This window comes from Microbispora sp. CA-102843 (assembly GCF_050936215.1).
GTDB lineage: Bacteria > Actinomycetota > Actinomycetes > Streptosporangiales > Streptosporangiaceae > Microbispora.
Genome location: NZ_JBNJNF010000001.1, coordinates 8,521,611 through 8,538,410 on the forward strand (window position 1 = coordinate 8,521,611; position 16,800 = coordinate 8,538,410).

At 70.1% G+C, this 16,800-nt stretch carries 16 protein-coding genes; 5 read left to right on the forward strand and 11 right to left on the reverse strand.

Annotation, left to right across the window (positions count from 1 at the left end):
* Positions 1 to 30: 30 nt before the first annotated feature.
* From ACQEVJ_RS39310 to ACQEVJ_RS39325, 4 genes are all read right to left on the reverse strand, one after another.
* Positions 31 to 936, reverse strand: a complete 906-nt coding sequence (locus ACQEVJ_RS39310) for a hypothetical protein (protein WP_433109756.1) — start codon at positions 934 to 936, stop codon at positions 31 to 33.
* 81 nt (positions 937 to 1,017) lie between these two features.
* Positions 1,018 to 1,926: a class F sortase gene (locus ACQEVJ_RS39315; RefSeq protein WP_433109757.1), complete on the reverse strand. Its 909-nt coding sequence runs from the start codon at positions 1,924 to 1,926 to the stop codon at positions 1,018 to 1,020.
* 8 nt (positions 1,927 to 1,934) lie between these two features.
* A complete protein-coding gene (locus ACQEVJ_RS39320; protein WP_433109758.1) occupies positions 1,935 to 2,867 on the reverse strand; it encodes a hypothetical protein in 933 nt (310 codons plus the stop codon).
* Between the two features lie 156 nt (positions 2,868 to 3,023).
* On the reverse strand, positions 3,024 to 4,271 hold the full coding sequence (locus ACQEVJ_RS39325) for a hypothetical protein (protein WP_433109759.1): 1,248 nt from the start codon (positions 4,269 to 4,271) through the stop codon (positions 3,024 to 3,026).
* A gap of 148 nt (positions 4,272 to 4,419) precedes the next feature.
* On the opposite strand from ACQEVJ_RS39325, the gene ACQEVJ_RS39330 reads away from it, so the two are divergent.
* Positions 4,420 to 5,163, forward strand: a complete 744-nt coding sequence (locus ACQEVJ_RS39330) for a hypothetical protein (protein ID WP_433109760.1) — start codon at positions 4,420 to 4,422, stop codon at positions 5,161 to 5,163.
* Between the two features lie 11 nt (positions 5,164 to 5,174).
* Here the strand turns inward: ACQEVJ_RS39330 and ACQEVJ_RS39335 are convergent, their stop codons facing one another.
* The gene (locus ACQEVJ_RS39335) at positions 5,175 to 6,077 is read right to left on the reverse strand and encodes a class F sortase (RefSeq protein WP_433109761.1); all 903 of its coding nucleotides are present in this window, start codon (positions 6,075 to 6,077) and stop codon (positions 5,175 to 5,177) included.
* A gap of 11 nt (positions 6,078 to 6,088) precedes the next feature.
* A complete protein-coding gene (locus ACQEVJ_RS39340; RefSeq protein WP_433109762.1) occupies positions 6,089 to 7,519 on the reverse strand; it encodes a hypothetical protein in 1,431 nt (476 codons plus the stop codon).
* Between the two features lie 238 nt (positions 7,520 to 7,757).
* Here ACQEVJ_RS39340 and ACQEVJ_RS39345 point away from each other — a divergent pair, with 238 nt between their 5' ends.
* Entirely contained in the window at positions 7,758 to 8,903 is a 1,146-nt protein-coding gene (locus tag ACQEVJ_RS39345) for an acyl-CoA dehydrogenase family protein (RefSeq protein WP_433109763.1), read from the forward strand.
* A 20-nt stretch (positions 8,904 to 8,923) separates the two neighbouring features.
* Here the strand turns inward: ACQEVJ_RS39345 and ACQEVJ_RS39350 are convergent, their stop codons facing one another.
* On the reverse strand, positions 8,924 to 9,085 hold the full coding sequence (locus ACQEVJ_RS39350; protein ID WP_204052017.1) for a hypothetical protein: 162 nt from the start codon (positions 9,083 to 9,085) through the stop codon (positions 8,924 to 8,926).
* 65 nt (positions 9,086 to 9,150) lie between these two features.
* Positions 9,151 to 9,942 (reverse strand): alpha/beta fold hydrolase, encoded by a 792-nt coding sequence (locus tag ACQEVJ_RS39355; RefSeq protein WP_433109764.1) that lies wholly within the window; start codon positions 9,940 to 9,942, stop codon positions 9,151 to 9,153.
* Between the two features lie 148 nt (positions 9,943 to 10,090).
* Between ACQEVJ_RS39355 and ACQEVJ_RS39360 the strand changes: the two genes are divergently transcribed.
* Positions 10,091 to 10,981, forward strand: coding sequence for a hypothetical protein (locus ACQEVJ_RS39360; protein WP_433109765.1), 891 nt, complete (start codon positions 10,091 to 10,093; stop codon positions 10,979 to 10,981).
* Positions 10,982 to 11,016: 35 nt separating this feature from the next.
* On the opposite strand, the gene ACQEVJ_RS39365 is transcribed toward ACQEVJ_RS39360, so the two are convergent.
* Positions 11,017 to 13,245 carry a SpoIIE family protein phosphatase gene (locus tag ACQEVJ_RS39365; RefSeq protein ID WP_433109766.1) on the reverse strand — a complete coding sequence of 743 codons (2,229 nt, stop codon included), beginning with the start codon at positions 13,243 to 13,245 and terminating at the stop codon, positions 11,017 to 11,019.
* Between the two features lie 120 nt (positions 13,246 to 13,365).
* Positions 13,366 to 14,070 (reverse strand): metal-dependent transcriptional regulator, encoded by a 705-nt coding sequence (locus ACQEVJ_RS39370; protein WP_139580490.1) that lies wholly within the window; start codon positions 14,068 to 14,070, stop codon positions 13,366 to 13,368.
* A 78-nt stretch (positions 14,071 to 14,148) separates the two neighbouring features.
* Here ACQEVJ_RS39370 and ACQEVJ_RS39375 point away from each other — a divergent pair, with 78 nt between their 5' ends.
* Positions 14,149 to 14,760 carry a UdgX family uracil-DNA binding protein gene (locus ACQEVJ_RS39375; protein WP_433109767.1) on the forward strand — a complete coding sequence of 204 codons (612 nt, stop codon included), beginning with the start codon at positions 14,149 to 14,151 and terminating at the stop codon, positions 14,758 to 14,760.
* Positions 14,761 to 14,765: 5 nt separating this feature from the next.
* Here ACQEVJ_RS39375 and pdxH read toward each other — a convergent pair whose 3' ends face one another.
* Entirely contained in the window at positions 14,766 to 15,410 is a 645-nt protein-coding gene (gene pdxH, locus ACQEVJ_RS39380; protein WP_142565956.1) for a pyridoxamine 5'-phosphate oxidase, read from the reverse strand.
* A 170-nt stretch (positions 15,411 to 15,580) separates the two neighbouring features.
* Between pdxH and ACQEVJ_RS39385 the strand changes: the two genes are divergently transcribed.
* Complete coding sequence (locus tag ACQEVJ_RS39385; protein WP_433109768.1) at positions 15,581 to 16,687, forward strand: citrate synthase 2; 1,107 nt, start codon at positions 15,581 to 15,583, stop codon at positions 16,685 to 16,687.
* Positions 16,688 to 16,800: the final 113 nt, after the last annotated feature.

Consider the following 16,800-nt stretch of genomic DNA (forward strand, 5'->3'; position numbering starts at 1 on the left):
GACGGTATGGGCATGGTTCATGGGCAGGGCTCAGGCGTATCGTCCGGGTAGCACGTCGGCGGGCTCGGCGAGCTGGAAACCCCGGCTGTCGGCCGCGATCCCCCGGAGCCCGGTCGCCAGCGTCACCGCGACGGCCGCCCGCCCGAGCAGTTCCACCCGCGCGTCGTCCTCACGCACCACGTCGCCATCCACGTCCCCATCCACGATGCCGGCCGTCTCACCCGCCGCCTCCGCCGCGCTCTCGGTGCTCCCGGCGTCCTCGGCGTTCGTCTCCTCCGTACGATCAACCGACGAGACCCGCGCGATCGCGATCTCCGTGAGGTACGGCCAGCGGGTCTGGGCGGCGGGCGGGATGCGGTGCCCCTCTTCGATGGTGAGGATGAGCGCATCGCCCGCGTAGACGTCGGCCACCCGGCCACGGCGGACGGGAATGTGGACGACACCGTCGACGAGTTCCCCCTCGGGCCACCGTTCGGTGTCCACGGCCTCGACGAGGCCCAGTAGCCCGCCCAGGGCCGGCAGGATCTCCTCGGGTTCCAGCACGGCCGGCAGGTAGACCAGCGGGTCTCCGCCGTCCTCCGCCGGATCGAGCGGCTCGCCCTGGCAGAGTGACCAGCCGCCCAGGCGGTACGCGATGCCCTCGGCCAGGCTCTTGTCGAAGAAGTCCACCGGCAGCGGGCCCTCGGCGGCGATGCGGCACGCCCAGAGCCTGTCCTCGTCGGGCACGCCGAGCTTGACGAGGACGTCTCCGGTCAGTTCGACGGGCGACTGGATGCGCGACCCGCCCGCGAGGATGTCGTCGCCGTCGGTCCTCGCCTCGGGATCGGCGAGTTGCGCGACCGCCAGCAATGTCTTCGGATCCGGCCGGGCGGGCAGCAGCGCGGTGGGTCCCGTGCGCAGCCGACCGGGCAGCAGGAGTTTCGAGAACCAGCCCACAGGCCCTCCTCATGATCGGTCGAAGAGACCATAGCCCCGATCGGCCGCCGGCCACGAGCCCTTCCGGCGAGGTGTTCCGGCTCAGGACTTCGTTTTCGCCAGACGCGTCCCGGTCATCGTGGCGTAGACGATGACATTGTCGAAGTAGTGCCCGGTCGAATAGTTGTATTTGCCGCCGCAGGTGATCAGCCTGAGCTCGGCGTTGTCGGCGTGCCCGTACACCCGGTTGGTGGGGAACGTCTGCTTGTTCGCCTGCTCGATACCGCCCACGGTGAAGATGGCCACGGTCCCGTCGAGGCGGTACACCTCGATCTTGTCGCCGTACTCCAGTTCGTGCAGGCGGGTGAAGACGGCGCCGCGCGAGGTGGTGTCCTTGTGGCCGAGCATGACCGCCGGGCCCGCCTCACCCGCCGTAGGGCCCCCGCGATACCAGCCGATCAGGTTCGGGTTGCTGATCGGGGGCGTCTGGATCGCACCGGAGCGGTCGAGACCGACCGACTTGATCGGGGCGTTCACTCCGATCTTGGAAATGACCAGGCGCTTGGGCGTGGACGGCTGCATCGCCGGAACCGCCGGAATGTTCGGAACCGGCGGAGGCGCCGTGGCGACCGCCTGCGTCAGCGGCTGCCCGGCGCCGCCCGGCCCCACGGAGGGGGCGAGCCCGTTCTGCGGCGCCGCGAGCTTCACCGTCGAACGGGTCGGCGCGGCGTACTCGTCGGGGTTGTTCACCATGACCACCACGCCCACGATCACGATGACCAGGCCAAGGATGGCCGCTGTGATCAGCACCCGCCGGACGGCCTCCGCACCGTCACGCGGAGGCTTCCCCTCCGGCGGCTGCGGCGGAGCCACCGGCTGCATCTGGGGCAGCATGACCGGCTGGAAGACGGGCTGGCCGTAAACCGGCTGCGGGTAGCCCTGCCCGCCCGGCCCGAGAGGCACGCCGTACGGCTGGCCCGGCGGGTACTGTCCAGGTGGCGGGGTGGTCATGGCTCGTCCTACTGCCTCACCGGGCGGCGCCGGGTCCGGAGCACGAGCCCGCCGGCCCCCGCCGCCAGCATGAGCGCGGCGCCGGTGAGGACGAAGAGGCGGGCGTCGGGGCCCGCGTCGCCTCCGCCGCCGGTAGCCGCGCCGCCCCCGGGCGTGTTCTCGACCTGGGCGGACTTCGTCTTCTTCGTCTTCGACGGCGTGGGCGACGCGAAGACCGTCTCGTACACCGTCCGGGTGTTACGCGGCGTGGGCGAGGCGCTCGCGGAGGCACTGGGGCTGGGGCTGGCACTCGCGCTCGCGCTCGGGGACGCCGAGGCGTTCGTCACCGGAATCGTCGCCACCGCGGGCGCCGTGTTGGCACCCGTCGCGGCGACCACGCAGTTGTAGAGCAGGGTGGGCGTCGTGGTGGTGGTCGTGCCCGTGCCGGCGGGCGCGACCATGCTGATCTTGAAGTCCTTCGCCGTCAGCACGACGGAGGTGGCCCCGGTCGACGGCGTGACGGTCAGCGTCGCCATGGGAAGCGGCGGCATCGACCCCTCGGCCGCGACGGCCGAGGTCAGCGCCGCGCCCGTCGGCGAGGGCGTGGACACGCCCGCGGTCATGCCGGCCGGGAGCGCCGACGCCAACACGCTGGGCTGCAACTCGATCGCCGCGCCACTCGCGATCTCCACCGGCGCCGGGAACGCCGAGGTCGTGAGCGGCACGATGCTCAGGGTCGCGGTGTGCTGGGTGCCGGTCACCGCCGAGGTGCTCGCGGTGAGCGTCACGGTGAAATCGTGCGTGACGGCGGTGCCGCCCGTACCCGGAGTGCAGGTGTATGTCACGGTCTTCGTGTCGGCACGCGCGCCGAGCGCGCTCAGGCCCAGGAGAAGGCCCGCGCTGACCACTCCGGCCGCGGCGGCCCTTCCGGCGACACGGCCCCGCGCCTTTGACTTCAGCACTGACTTCTCTCCACTTCGATGCTCGCAGTCAACAGGCGTACCAGCATGCCAGCATACGGTCACGGTCAGGTAGAGATCATACGGACAAAAACCCCAAGACCGCCTCTGATTGCTCAAACATTGTCGCGTTCTCGGCATGTCCGCGTCAGCCGGACGCTAGCGCCTGCCGTACGAGCCGGGGTTCGGACCGAAGCGCCGCAGCAGCAGCCCTCCGGCCGCCGCCGCGGCCATCAGCGCCAGGCCGGCGAGCACGACGAGCCTGGCGTCCGGGCCCGCGTCGCCCCCGGCCCCGGTCTGCGCGCCGCCGAGCGGCGTCGTCTTGATCTGCTTGGTCGCCGTACGGGGGACCGACGCGGTGGCGGTCGCCGTGACCGTCCTGGTCGAGGTCGGGGTCGGGGTCGTCGTCGCTGTGGCGCTGGGAGTGGGCGAACTGCTCGCGTCGTCGTCGCTGCCGGTCGGGCTCGGCGAGGGAGAGGGCGAAGCGGACGGTGAGGCGGACGGTGAGGCGGACGGCGAGGGAGACGAGGATGCGACGACGGTGAGCGCGAGCGACGCCCGGGTCGCGGACTCCGGCAGCGTGCACGTGTAGAGCGCCTCGCCCGTGCCGGTGGTGTCCCCCGCCGGTCGCAGCCTCAGCGTGAAGTCCCCGGCCGCGACCCCGACCGCGCCCACCGCAGTCGGGGTCAGCGTGACGAGCAGTTCGGGGATCGGCGTCAGCGTGGCCGACGGTGAGATGGTCACCGGAACCACTGTGGACGCGGACGGGCTCAGCGTGATGGCCGAAGGGCTCTCCTCCTGCGTGCCGGACGCCGTGTCGTCCGTGGTCGAGTCCGTCTCCTCGATGGACGGCGTCGCGCTGGGAGAGGGTGTCGCACTCGCGGACGGCGACGCGGAGGTGTCCGTCGCCACCTGAGACTCCGCGTCGCCGGCGGACTCCGTGTCGTCCGTATCGTCCGGAGAAGGCGAGGCCGAAGGGGAGGGGGTGGCCGACGCCGACGGAGAGGGCGTGGGGGTCGGCGATGGGCTGGGCGTGGCGGACTCGCTCACGACGGGAGCGCCGGTCACCTCAATCCGGCCCTCGGCGAGCACGACGTCGTTCGCCGCGATGCCCGTCGCCGGCGCGACCATCGCGCTCTGACCTTCCGACGGCGCGGCGGGAGCGATCCGCCAGGTCACGGTCGCCGCGCTGCTCACAACCGGGTTGTCGGGCGCGACCAGAGTCACGTTCACGGGGTAGGTGGCGGCGGCGCCGCCGGCGGGGGTGCAGGAGTACAGCACAGGCTTGGTTTCGGTCGCCGCGAGCACCGGCCACGTCATCAGGGCCAGTGCGGCCGCCGCTCCCGCCGCCGACCGGGCCGCGATGCGATGCCGGGCACTCCTGCGCCGGGCACTGGGGTCGGGCACGACGTCTCTCCTGCCACCACAGTCACGTACATGTAGCGGACAGTCTCCCAGGAGTTGACCATCGACATAACCGGCGGGCGCCTTATGTCAGGAAATTCTCAGGGAACCTTCACCGGCCTCCCACGGTAGGGAGGGTGGAGGTGTTGACATGAGACGACTGCTCGTGGCGCTCGCCGCGATGGCGGCGATCCTCGCGCCGGCCCTGCCCGCTCACGCGCGAGCCGGCTTCTGGGCTGTGACCGAACTCGACCCGTTCCCCGCCGAGGTGCGGCCCGTTGTCGCCTACACGGTGGGCTTCTGGGTGCTCCAGCACGGCACCCATCCGTACGAGGGCCCCGGCGGCCTCGAACCGATCGGCCTGCGCCTGACCGGGGAGGACGGCACGACCCTGACGTTCGAAGGGACACCGCTGCCGGAGCCCGCTCACTACGCCACGTCCATCAAGGTGCCTGCCGGACGGTGGCGGGTGCAGGGCGCGCAGGGCATTTTCGCGCCGTACGAGATCGGCACGCTCACGGTGCCGGGCGGGCTGAAGGCGGCTCCGCCGCAGTTCCCGGTGCCCGGCGGCACCGAGGTCATGGATTACTGGGGACCGGTCAAACCGCCCGGGTTCCCCTGGAAGGCGACGACCGTCATCCCCAACCGCCTTCCGGCCGCGACGCCCGCCGCGTCCGCGCAGCCCGTCCGGGCCACCCAGCCGGCCCAGGTCTCCGCGGCGGGCGGTGATTCCTCGCCGTGGCGTCAGCCGTACGCGCTGGTGGCCGTCGCGATGGGGGCGGTGGCGGGCACGCTGCTGGTCCAGCGCGCGGCCCGGACGGCCGTACGGCGCAGGCCGCACGATCCGCCCGAGCGCGACGCGCGTGAGGGCGAAGAGGTGATCAGCGTGAACTGATCACCCCGCGATCACTTGCCCTTGGTCTCCGTCAGCGTCGCGTAGACGATGATGTTGTCGGTGTAGTGGTGCTGCTTGGCGTTGTAGACCCCGCCGCAGGTGATCAGCCGCAGCGAGGACGTGATCGTGTTGCTGTAGACCCGCTTCGTCGGGAACGTCGACTTGCTGACCTGCTCGATCCCGTCCACCGTGAAGATCGCCATCTTGCCGTCCGCACGGAGAACGGCGATCTTGTTGCCGCGCTTGAGCTCGCGCAGGCGGCTGAAGACGGCGGCGCCCTTGCGGGTGTTCACGTGCCCGAGGACGATCGCCGGCCCCTGGTCGCCGGGGGCCGGTCCGAAGCGATACCAGCCGGTGAGGTTCGGCTTGCTCAGCGGGGGCGTCTGGATGGCGCCGGACTTGTCCACGCCCACCGAACCCACCGTGGCCTTCACACCGATCGCCGGAATGCTGATCTTGAGCGGCCTGCCGGTGACCTTCTTGGTCGTCGTCGTCTTCTTCGCGCTGGACGACGAGGACGACAGCGGCGTCGATGACGACGAGGCCGCGCTCGTGAGGGTCAGCGGAGCCATCGGCTGGATCGCGGGAAGCGGCGGCGGCGCGGCCGGGTCCGCCGCCGTGAGCGGCACGCCCGGGCCGCCCGGGCCCACGGTCGGCGGCAGGAAGGCCACGCTGCCCGCGTCCTGGACGTTCACCGCGCCCGGGACCTGCCCGCTCTCCTGCGAGTCCGAGGGGCTCAGCACGACGAGCATCCCGGCCATCACCGCCGCGATGCCGCCGAACGACCCGGCCACGAGCAGCGTCGCGAGGACCGGCTGGGACAGCGGCTTGCGCGTCTTCTTGGCGTCGGTGCCCGTGCCACCCTGCTCGGGAGTGCCGCCCTCAGGAGTGCCGCCCTCAGGAGTGCCGTTCATCGTCATCCTCCTCAGCCCCGCTCGCCCGAGTGCGCCGCCCTGCGCCGGAGCAGTGCCACACCGCTGAGCATTCCGATCAACAACAACGCACCGCCCGAGCCGATCAGCAGCATGCCCGAGGACGACACGCGCTCCGGAGCCTCACCGGTCTGCGCGCCGCCCTGTGGCGTGATCGCCACCTGGGCCACGGTCGGCGTCGCGGTCAGCGTCACCGTCCTCGTCGCCGTCGGCGACGGGCTGCCCTGCGTCACCACTGCCGTCACGACGTAGTTCTGCGTCTGCGCCGCAGCCGGTGACGGACTGGCCGACGGAGAGGTCGAAGGCGTGGGCGTGGGCGTAGCCGAGGGCGAAGGCGAAGGCGACCCTCCACCCGGGTTCTCGTCCGTGGGACTGGCCGATGCGCTCGCCGAGGCGCTCGCGGAAGGGGACGTGTCAGGCGAACTGTCCGGCGACGGGCTGGCCGGGTTGTCGCCGCCGCCGATCGTCACCTGGACGGCGACCGGAGCGCTGATGAGAGTGCATTCGGCGCGGTACTGGGGCGGCGGGCCTGGCAGCTCACCGGTGATCACCCGGAAGGCGTCGAGCAGCGTCCGCTTGTCCTCGACGTTCTTGATGGTGATCGTGTGCTCGCCGTACTCGAGTCCGGTGAAGCTCCACAGGGTCTGACCGCCGACGTTCGAGGCGTTCACCAGCGTGCCGTCGTCGTTCTTGGAGGGGTCCACCCGCGGCGGAGTCCCCAACTGGTTGTCGACCCAGATCTCCACCGGCCCCCCGCGCCGGTCCTTCTGCGCGACGTACTCCACGCCGGTGCCGGTGAAGGTGAGCGAGGCCCACGCACCGGCCTTGTTCGTCTGGTGGAAGTCCAGGTGGTAGTCGTTGTCCCCGCTCGGCCGGTCGTTGACGTCCACCCAGTCGCCGCCGCTGTAGTTGATTTTCGGATCGACCTGGTCGTCATTGATCATGATCTCTGAGGCGGGCGGCCGGAAGTCCACGTAGAGCTTGCCCGGCTTCACCGTCACCGTGCCGGCCCTCGTGGTGTACGCGAAGTCCGAGATGGTGGACGGCAGGTCGAGGGGAGTTCCCTTCTTCATCGACCCGGCTTGGTCGATGTTCCCCACCGGCTGGAGTTGTCCCTGCCAGCCGTCGCTGAGGTTGACCTCGCCGGTCACATAGATCCTGCCGCCGTTGGGCAACAGGGTGGGCGCCCCGAAGCGGGTCGCATCCCTGTAGGCCAGATTCCACGCGACGTTGAGGGGATCACCGACCTTCAGCGTCGTGGGAACGGTGAGCTTCGTCCGGAGGTAGACGGTGCCAGAGCCGGACGCCGCGATGCCTGTGTTGCAGGCGTAGTCCACGACGAGGTCGGCGGTATTGGCCTGTGCCGTCACCGCTGGCACGACGATCGCTGCCGTACCAGCCAGGCCGAGGGCCAAGGCGGCCATGGTCCTAGGAAGACCAGCTTTCCACCGAATCACCGCATACTCCGATCACAGGTCCGCCCTGGCGGGCCTATAGCAAACCGAAGGTAGATCTTAGAGGGTTCGGAAGCGGTCAAAGGGGCCGTTATCGCGATGGTTTCGGAGTTGTGACCCTCCGTACAACTTGAAGCCGATCGACCGGTGGAGGACCAGAATCGTATTCTGGTGCCGCCAACAGATCCTGAGCCGGAAGGCGTACCCGATGCGGCGAGACCTCTTCGACGAGGAGCACGACCTCTTCCGCGAGACCGTCCGTGAGTTCATGGCCCGCGAGGTCGTCCCCCACCACGCGCAGTGGGAGAAGGACGGCATCGTCCCCCGCGAGGTGTGGAAGAAGGCGGGCGAGCTGGGCATGTTCGGCTTCTCCGTGCCGGAGGAGTACGGCGGCTCGGGGATCACCGACTTCCGCTACAACATGGTGATCGTCGAGGAGATCATCCGCGTCGGCGCCAGCGGCCTGGGATTCGGCCTGCACAACGACATCATGGCGCCGTACATGGTCGACCTGACCGACGACGAGCAGAAGCAGCGCTGGCTGCCCGGCTTCGCGTCCGGCGAGCTGATCACGGCCATCGGGATGACCGAGCCGGGGGCCGGCAGCGACCTGCAGGGCATCCGCACCACCGCCGTCCGCGAGGGCGACCACTACGTGGTGAACGGCCAGAAGACCTTCATCACCAACGGCATCAACTCCGACCTCGTCGTGGTCGTGACCAAGACCGACCCCTCGGCGGGCGCGCGCGGCACCTCGCTGCTCGTGGTGGAGCGCGGCATGGAGGGCTTCACCCGCGGTCGGAACCTGGAGAAGGTCGGCATGCACGCGCAGGACACCGCCGAGCTGTTCTTCGAGAACGTCCGGGTGCCGGTGGCCAATCTTCTGGGCGCCGAGGAGGGCCAGGGCTTCTTCCAGCTCATGAACAACCTGCCGCAGGAGCGGCTGTCGATCGCGGTGGCGGCCGTGGCCGCGGCGGAGACGGTGCTGGAGGAGACCATCGAGTACTGCCGCAACCGTACGGCCTTCGGCCGGAGCATCGGCAAGTTCCAGAACACCCGGTTCCTGCTGGCCGAGCTGGCCACGGAGGTGGAGATCGCCCGCCACTACGTGGACAAGTGCGTGCGGGCGCTCAACGCCAAGGAGCTCACGGCGGTGGACGCCGCGAAGGCCAAGTGGTGGACGACCGAGCTGCAGAACAAGGTCATCGACCGGTGCGTCCAGCTCCACGGCGGCTACGGCTACATGCTGGAGTATCCGGTGGCCAAGGCCTGGCTGGACAGCCGCGTGCAGACGATCTACGGCGGCACCACCGAGATCATGAAGGAGATCATCGGCCGGTCCTTCGGCTTCTGACGCCGCGGATCAGCGGTGGATCAGCTGTGTTGCTGTCCCCAGATCAGCAGCATGGCCACCACGAACACGACCATCACGCCTCCGTAGGCCATCGGGCTCAGCCGGAAGAACCGGCGCACCTTGTTCAGCAGCCACGCGAACAGGAACGCCAGGAAGACCAGAAGGATGAGTCCGGTGTCCACACTGATCAGTATGCGCGGGTTTCCCCGCCCCCGCGTGTCCCTCGGCACAAGCGGCACAGGGAGACTCAGCGCGAGGCTTCGCTGGCTTCCAGGGTGCTGCGTTCGAGAATCACCCGCGCGACCAGTTCCGGGTCGTCGCTCATCGGCACGTGGCCGCAGCCCCGCAGCAGCAGCGCCCGCTGCCCCGCCCACCGCGCCGCCCGTACGGCCTGGCGGCGCGGCAGCAACCGGTCGCGGTCGCCCCAGGCGATCGTGACCGGCACCTGAGGCGGCGCGGGCGGCGCGACCCACGCCAGCGAGTCCAGCGTCTCCTCGAACCCCACGCACTCGCGCATCGCCGTGGCCGCCGCGAGCATGGCCTCACGGGACAGCCGCTCCGGACGGGCCACGAACAGGCCCATCGTCAGCGCCTTCCCCTCGTCCGTGCCGGCCGCGAGCGTGGGCAGCCCGTCCGCCCGCACCGCCAGCCGCAGCAGGCGCAGCACGGCCCGCGCGTACGCGTACTCGGGCCGGGACCAGAACCCGGCGGGAGAGAGCGCGACGGCCGTGCGGACGTCGGCGGACGACGCCAGGTCGAGCGCGATGTAGCCGCCCAGCGAGTTGCCCGCGACGTGTGGCCGGCTCAGGCCGAGCCCGGTCCAGAACTCCCGCACCGCCCGCCCCAGCGTCTCCACGTTGTACGGCGTGCCGTACGGCAGCGGCGGGGACTCGCCGAAGCCGGGCAGGTCCACCGCGATGACGTCGTGCCGCTCGGCGAGCAGATCGAGGACCGGCAGCCAGCCGTGCCGGTGGTGACCGATGCCGTGGAGGAGGACCAGCGGCGGTCCGCTGCCGCGGCGGTCGTGGGCGAGCTCCATGCGTCCGAGTCAAGCACCCGGGACGGCTGGAAAGAAGCGCGCAGCGCGTCGCGTCCGCCCTCGGTCCGTTGAGGCGGATTCGCGTGCTCGTCCGCGCGGGCTGCAATCATGTTCCGTCGCAATGACTGAAGACGAAATGAACTGACAAATGACCATCATCAAGCCGGAGGAACACACCGGCCTCGCCGACCTGCCGGAGCCGGACGAGAAAGCCGGCGTCGTCGACTTGCTGGAACGCAGCGGATCAGTCGTGGTGCCCATCGGCATCGCCCTCTACGCGCTGCTCTATCTCGGCATCCAGCAGGTGTACGGCATCTTCAACATCAGCCCGGAACAGGCGGGCATCGACCAGGCCACCATGTTCGGCCGCCTGGTGGGGACACTGATCCTGCTCATCATCGGCGGCGCGCTGGTCGCGGGCATCATCGTGGCGGCCGTCTGGCTGCTCGACAAGGCCACCCTCGGCCATCTGTTCCGCCTGGCCCAGGCCGTACGCGTGCGCCCGTGGGCCGCCGCGATCGCCGGCGCGCTGTGGTGCGGGGCGAGCTACTGGGGCTTCCTCGGCTACCTCGGGCTGGGCGAGGGCATATCGCTGGTCGGCGTCGTGATCACCGCGGTGGTGATCGGCGCCCTGGCCTTCCTCGTGCCGTTCCGGCTGCTGCGGCGGCGGCCGACCGGCCGCGCGGGCATGAAGATCGTGGTGGCCGCGTTCACCGGCATCGGGCTGGGCTTCGCCCTGATGGGGCAGATGGAGAGCGACGCGCTCGCCGTCGCCGAGAAGGGCAGGCCCGCCAGCATGCTCCTGTCGATGGTGGGCTTCCAGGACCAGTGGGTGGTGCTCAACGACCGCGAAAGCGGCAAGGTGCTGCGCGGCGGTGTGGAGGTGCTGCTGCTCGGCGAGCGCGAGGGCGCGTACGCGTTGTACGACTGCGCGCATCGGGAGACCTTCCGCATCTCCATCGATGCGACCGTGCTGCGGAAGGTGACGCTCGAACCCGAACGCCCGGCCGGATACAGCTGTTTGAAGCAGAAGGACTGACCGTGACGCGCCCCGCACCGGGGGCGCGTCACGACCTAACGACCGCCGATCGGGATTTCGAACCAGACCGCCTTGCCCTCGCGGGTCGGGCGGGAGCCCCAGCGTCGCGCCAACTGGTCGACGAGGTAGAGGCCGCGGCCGCCCTCGTCGTTCTCCCCCGCGCTGCGGATGCGGGGCAGGCGGAGATCCTGGTCGAAGACCTCGACCCAGACGGACTCCGCGCCCCTGCGCAGCCGCAGGGTGAACTCCTTGTCGCCCGCGATCTCCTCCTCGAAGCCCGGCACGTCCCACGACTCGTCGAACGGCAGCGGCGGCCCGTCGAGCACCAGCTCGCGGCGCGGCACGCTGGCGCTCGCGGCGTGCAGGACCACGTTGGTCACGACCTCGGAGACGAGCAGGCAGGCCAGCTCCGCGCGTTCCTCGGGCACCTGCCATCCGGCGAACGCCTCGGACGCCATCCGCCGCGCCTCGCTCACCATGATCGGCTGGGCCGGGAACGTACGCTCCTGGGACTGCAGCTCCGTGCCGGCGGAACGGACGACCAGGATGGCCATGTCGTCGTCGATCTCGCCGGGGACGGCCACCGTGGCCAGGTCGGCGATGCGCTCGACGGACTCCCCCGACGCCTTGACCAGCTTCTCACGCAGGATGTCGAGTGCCTCGTCGTCGGCGGGGACGCCCGTGGCGGAGTCCCGCGGCGGCCTGCGGTCGACCAAACCGTCGGTGTAGAGAAGCAGGGTCGCGCCGGGCGGCAGCTCCCTCGTCTCCTCCTTGTAGACCAGGTCGGCGTGCATGCCCTTGGCCCGCACCCCCAGCGGCTGGCCGACCTCGGTGATGTCCAGGTCCCTGACCTCGCCGTCCACGATCAGCAGCGGCGGCGCGTGCCCGGCGTTGGCGAACGACAGCTGCCTCGACCACGCGTCGTACACCATGTATTGGCAGGTGACGATCGGCGGGTTGGTGATGTCGGCGCCGAAGTCGTCGTGTTCCGGCGCGGCGACGATCCTGGTCCACTCGTCCAGGCGGGCGAGGATGTCGGCGGGCGGCTTGTCGTCCTGGGCGAAGGCTCGCAACGCGGCCCTGAGCTGGCCCATGACCGCCGCCGCCTTGGCCCCCCGGCCCTCGACGTCGCCGATCACGATGCCGACGCGGCCGGCCGACAGCGGGATCACGTCGTACCAGTCGCCCCCCACCTGGGTCTGGATGCCCTGCCCGTGCGAGGCGAGCGGGGCGGCCGGGTAGTAGCGGACCGCGATCTCCAGGCCGTCGAGCGAGGGCAGCGGCTGACGCGGGAGCAGGTGCTTCTGGAACGACTCGGCGGTGTGCCGCTCCTCCTCGAACAGCAGCGCGTTGTCGACGGCGAGCGCGACGCGGGTGGCGATGGCGCCGACGAAGTCGCGGTCGAAGGTGTCGTAGTGGGGCGAGCGCCGGTTCGTGAGGTTCGACAGGCCGAGGTACATCAGGCCGAGCGTCTCGCCGCGCACGCACAGCGGGGCGACGATGGCCGAGGTCATCCCGATCTCGCCGCACAGCCGGGCCGAGCCCTCGCTCGTCGCCGGGTAGCTGACCTGCGAGAAGTCCTCGACGAGGATCGTCTCCTGGCGGCGCAGGGCGGTCTCGGCGTAGTGCCCGAGGGGATATCTGATCTCCGCACCCACCGCCCGCCAGGTGTCCGGCGGCGGCGTCCAGCCGTTCACGTGCGTGGAGACCTTGCGCACCAGGCGGTCGCCCTCGACCAGTTCGACGAAGCAGTGGTCGGCGAACTGCGGGACGAGCATCTCCGCGACCCGGTTGAGCGTCTCCTCGACGTACAGGGAGCCGGCGAGCCGCTCGCCGACCCGCTCCAGCAGGCCGAAGCGGTCCTTCTCACGCTCGTTGCTGCGCATCGCCTCGCGTGCGGTGATCACGATGCCGCTCACGGAACCGGAGGGGTGCCGCAGCGGCACGGCCTGCGCGCGCACGTAGATCATCGTGCCGTCGCCGCGGGCCACGTCGAACGTGCCCTCCCACACGCCGCCGCGCAGCACGTGCTTGGCCAGTTCGGCCGTGAGCGGATGGTCCTTCTCCGAGATCCCGAGGGTGTGCAGCGACTCCTTGCCCGGGGACGCGCCCACTCGGCCGAACAATTGCTCGGCGAAGGGGTTCCAGTAAAGGACGTTGCTGAAGCGATCCGTCACGACCACTGCCATCTCCGCGTGGTCGAGAACGGAACCGGCGGAAAGGTGGTCGTCGGCGTCCTGTGACAGATCTCCCCATCGCCTCATGCCACGACCGTCCCTTGACGAGGTGGGTTCGCTATGCCGGGCACGGGCGCTCCTGCGAAGGCTGGGTCGCGAGAAATGAAAGGACTCCCTAGGGGATTCAACCAGGCACAACTCATTCCGTCATCGTCTGGTGACAAAAACGTGTGAGGCGACGTCCCTCGGAAGGTCCGCGGTCGTGGTTCCCACCTCACCATCACCTGTCACCGTTACACCGTTGTCACTCGCCGCGAGCGTCACCTCGCGTCCCGGTTGTATCCCAACTTGCTTGAGTTTAAGCATCACGGCGGGATCGCTTTGCACTTGTTCGCTGATTCGGCGCACTACAACGGGCACGGGGGCCTGTCCCGCGAGAGTCACCATGGGAGACACCATCTCATCTCCGGCCGAACCGGACTGCGGCACCCCCAGCTCGTCGAGACCGGGAATCGGGTTGCCGTGCGGGCACACCCGGGGATTCTTGAGAAGGTTCACGAGCCGGGTCTCCACCGACTCCGACATCACGTGCTCCCAGCGGCACGCCTCGATGTGGACCTCTTCCCACGGCATGCCGATCACCTGGGTCAGCAGGCATTCCGCGAGGCGGTGTTTGCGCATGACGCGGATGGCGAGCGTGCGGCCCAGCGCGGTCATGCTGAGGTGCCTGTCCCCCTCGACCTTGACCAGGCCGTCGCGCTCCATGCGCGCCACCGTCTGGCTGACGGTCGGACCGCTCTGCTGTAGACGCTCGGCGATGCGGGCGCGCAGCGGGACGATGCCCTCTTCTTCGAGCTCGAAGATCGTCCGGAGGTACATCTCCGTCGTATCGATCAGGCCGTGTGCGGTCAAGGCTCCTCCAGTCCTTGTAAATCGATGCTACGACCTCCCCCGTGTTCGCAGCCGACCCTATTGGGGAAGCGACCCAGGATGGGAAACATCGGAGCCCAGCGATTCCTTCCGGCGGAGATCAGCCTGCCAGCGCTCAGGGAGGCCGCGCGGCACTGTGAGGGCTGCGACCTCTACCGCGCCGCCACGCAGACGGTCTTCGGCGAGGGCGTTCCCGATGCACGGTTCATGCTGGTCGGCGAGCAGCCGGGCGACCAGGAGGACCGCGAGGGCGCGCCGTTCGTCGGGCCCGCGGGGCGCATGCTCGACAAGGCGCTCGAAGAGGCGGGCATCGAGCGCGAGGCGGTGTACGTGACCAACGCGGTCAAGCACTTCAAGTACGAGCCCCGCGGGAAACGCAGAATCCACCAGAAGCCCACCGTGGGAGAGATCAACGCCTGCCGGCCCTGGCTCGAGGCCGAGATGCGCCTGGTGGACCCGGAGGTGACCGTGGTTCTGGGGGCCACGGCCGCCCGAGCCCTGCTGGGCCCGGACTTCCGCGTCACCAGGCATCGGGGAGAGCCGGTTCCCCGGCGCGAGGGGGCGTACTACGTGGCGACGATCCACCCCTCGGCGATCCTGCGCGCCCCAGACCGCGACGAGGCGTACTCCGGCTTCCTCACCGATCTCAGGGTCGCGGCCGGGCTGGCTTGATCGGATCAGGGGGCCAGCCGCTCCAGCGTCCAGGTGCCGCCGGTGCGCCGGTAGCGGAGCCGGTCGTGCATGCGGTCGGTCTGGCCCTGCCAGAACTCGACCTCCGCAGGCACCACCCGGAAGCCGCCCCAGAAGTCCGGCAGCGGCGGGTCCTGCGGCCAGCGCTCGGCCAGCTCCCGGAACCTGGCGTCGAGCTGCTCCCTCGACTCCACGACCGCCGACTGACGGGAGGCCCACGCGCCGATGCGGGAGCCGTACGGGCGAGAGTGGAAGTAGGCGGCGCTGTCCTCGCGCGGGAGCCGTACGACGGAGCCCTCGACGCGGACCTGCCGCCTGATGGGATGCCATGGGAACAGCAGGCAGGCCCGCGGGTTCTCACCGAGGTCGCGGCCCTTGCGAGACTCGTAGTTGGTGAAGAAGACGAACCCGCGCTCGTCGAAGCCCTTGAGGAGGACGGTGCGGGCGGAGGGACGGCCACCGGCGGAGCTGGTGGCGACGACCATGGCGTTCGGTTCGGGCAGGCCCGCGGCGACCGCGTCCGCGAACCACAGCGCGAACTGCGTCGCCGGGTCGGCGGCCATGCCGGATTCGAGCAGGGGCTCACCTTCGTAGCTGTGCCGGAGCCCGGGGAGGTGCGAAGCGCTGTCCACGGAAAGGTATTCTCGCCTGCTTGGCGTACGTCTCGCTCGGTGGCCCCTACCTGGGAGAACCCCATTGGGTAGGGCCGGGGGCGCGACAGTCGGGCACTGAGGGTTAAATTGACCCGCCGGTATCTCGACATCAAGGCTCTGGACTTCACAAGAGAGGGAGGCGGCCGAGAATGTCCGACTTCAAACCCGGGCTCGAAGGCGTGGTGGCGTTCGAGACCGAGATCGCGGAACCGGACAAAGAAGGGGGCGCCCTGCGATACCGGGGCGTCGACATCGAAGAGCTCGTGGGCAATGTCTCCTATGGACACGTCTGGGGCCTGCTCGTCGACAACACGTTCCAGCCGGGCCTGCCCCCGGCGGAGCCGTACCCACTTCCCGTCCATTCCGGCGACATCCGAGTAGACGTACAGAGCGCGCTGGCCATGCTGGCGCCTTCGTACGGCTTCCGCCCGCTGCTCGACATCGACGACGACCAGGCCCGCGACGATCTCGCACGCGCCTCGGTCACCGCTCTGTCGTTCGTCGCGCAGTCGGCCCGCGGCCTGGGCCTGCCCATGGTCCCGCAGAAGCGCGTCGACGAGGCCGAGAGCATCGTCGAGCGGTTCATGGTCCGCTGGCGCGGTGAGCCCGATCCCAAGCACGTGAAGGCCATCGACGCGTACTGGACGTCGGCCGCGGAGCACGGCATGAACGCCTCGACGTTCACCGCCCGCGTCATCGCCTCCACCGGCGCCGACGTGGCGGCCGCCCTGTCGGGCGCGGTCGGCGCGATGTCGGGCCCGCTGCACGGCGGCGCGCCGGCGCGGGTGCTGCACATGATCGAAGGCGTCGAGAAGATGGGCGACGCCCGCAAGTACGTCCAGAGCGAGCTGGACAAGGGCCAGCGGCTCATGGGCTTCGGCCACCGGGTCTACCGGGCCGAGGACCCGCGTGCCCGCGTGCTGCGGCGTACGGCCAAGGAACTGGGCGCGCCGCGCTACGAGGTCGCCGCCGCGCTGGAGACCGCCGCGCTCGAGGAGCTGCACGCCCGCAAGCCGGACCGGGTCCTCGCGACCAACGTGGAGTACTGGGCCGCGGTGGTCCTCGACTTCGCCGACGTGCCGTCGCACATGTTCACCTCGATGTTCACCTGCGCCCGGACCGCCGGCTGGGCCGCCCACATCCTGGAGCAGAAGCGCACGGGCAGGCTCGTCCGCCCCAGCGCCAACTACGTGGGCCCGAAGCAGCGCTCCATCAACGAGGTGCCCGGCGCCTCCGAGGTCATCGGCAAGGTCTGAGCCTCGGCGCGGGTCGCGGCCCTGCGGCGTGCCAAAAGCTCCGAGAGGCCGCCGGGCCCGCCCGCGCACCGTCACGTCAGCACCCTTGACGGCCCGCCCTTCCGGGGCGGGCC

Coding starts and splice junctions, on each gene's coding strand:
- ACQEVJ_RS39335 (WP_433109761.1), bottom strand. CDS start 6,077: ATGAACGGCACTCCTGAGGGCGGCACTCCTGAGGGCGGCACTCCCGAG.
- ACQEVJ_RS39365 (WP_433109766.1), bottom strand. CDS start 13,245: ATGAGGCGATGGGGAGATCTGTCACAGGACGCCGACGACCACCTTTCC.
- ACQEVJ_RS39385 (WP_433109768.1), top strand. CDS start 15,581: ATGTCCGACTTCAAACCCGGGCTCGAAGGCGTGGTGGCGTTCGAGACC.
- ACQEVJ_RS39340 (WP_433109762.1), bottom strand. CDS start 7,519: ATGGCCGCCTTGGCCCTCGGCCTGGCTGGTACGGCAGCGATCGTCGTG.
- ACQEVJ_RS39360 (WP_433109765.1), top strand. CDS start 10,091: ATGACCATCATCAAGCCGGAGGAACACACCGGCCTCGCCGACCTGCCG.
- ACQEVJ_RS39355 (WP_433109764.1), bottom strand. CDS start 9,942: ATGGAGCTCGCCCACGACCGCCGCGGCAGCGGACCGCCGCTGGTCCTC.
- ACQEVJ_RS39330 (WP_433109760.1), top strand. CDS start 4,420: ATGAGACGACTGCTCGTGGCGCTCGCCGCGATGGCGGCGATCCTCGCG.
- ACQEVJ_RS39315 (WP_433109757.1), bottom strand. CDS start 1,926: ATGACCACCCCGCCACCTGGACAGTACCCGCCGGGCCAGCCGTACGGC.
- ACQEVJ_RS39345 (WP_433109763.1), top strand. CDS start 7,758: ATGCGGCGAGACCTCTTCGACGAGGAGCACGACCTCTTCCGCGAGACC.
- ACQEVJ_RS39375 (WP_433109767.1), top strand. CDS start 14,149: ATGGGAAACATCGGAGCCCAGCGATTCCTTCCGGCGGAGATCAGCCTG.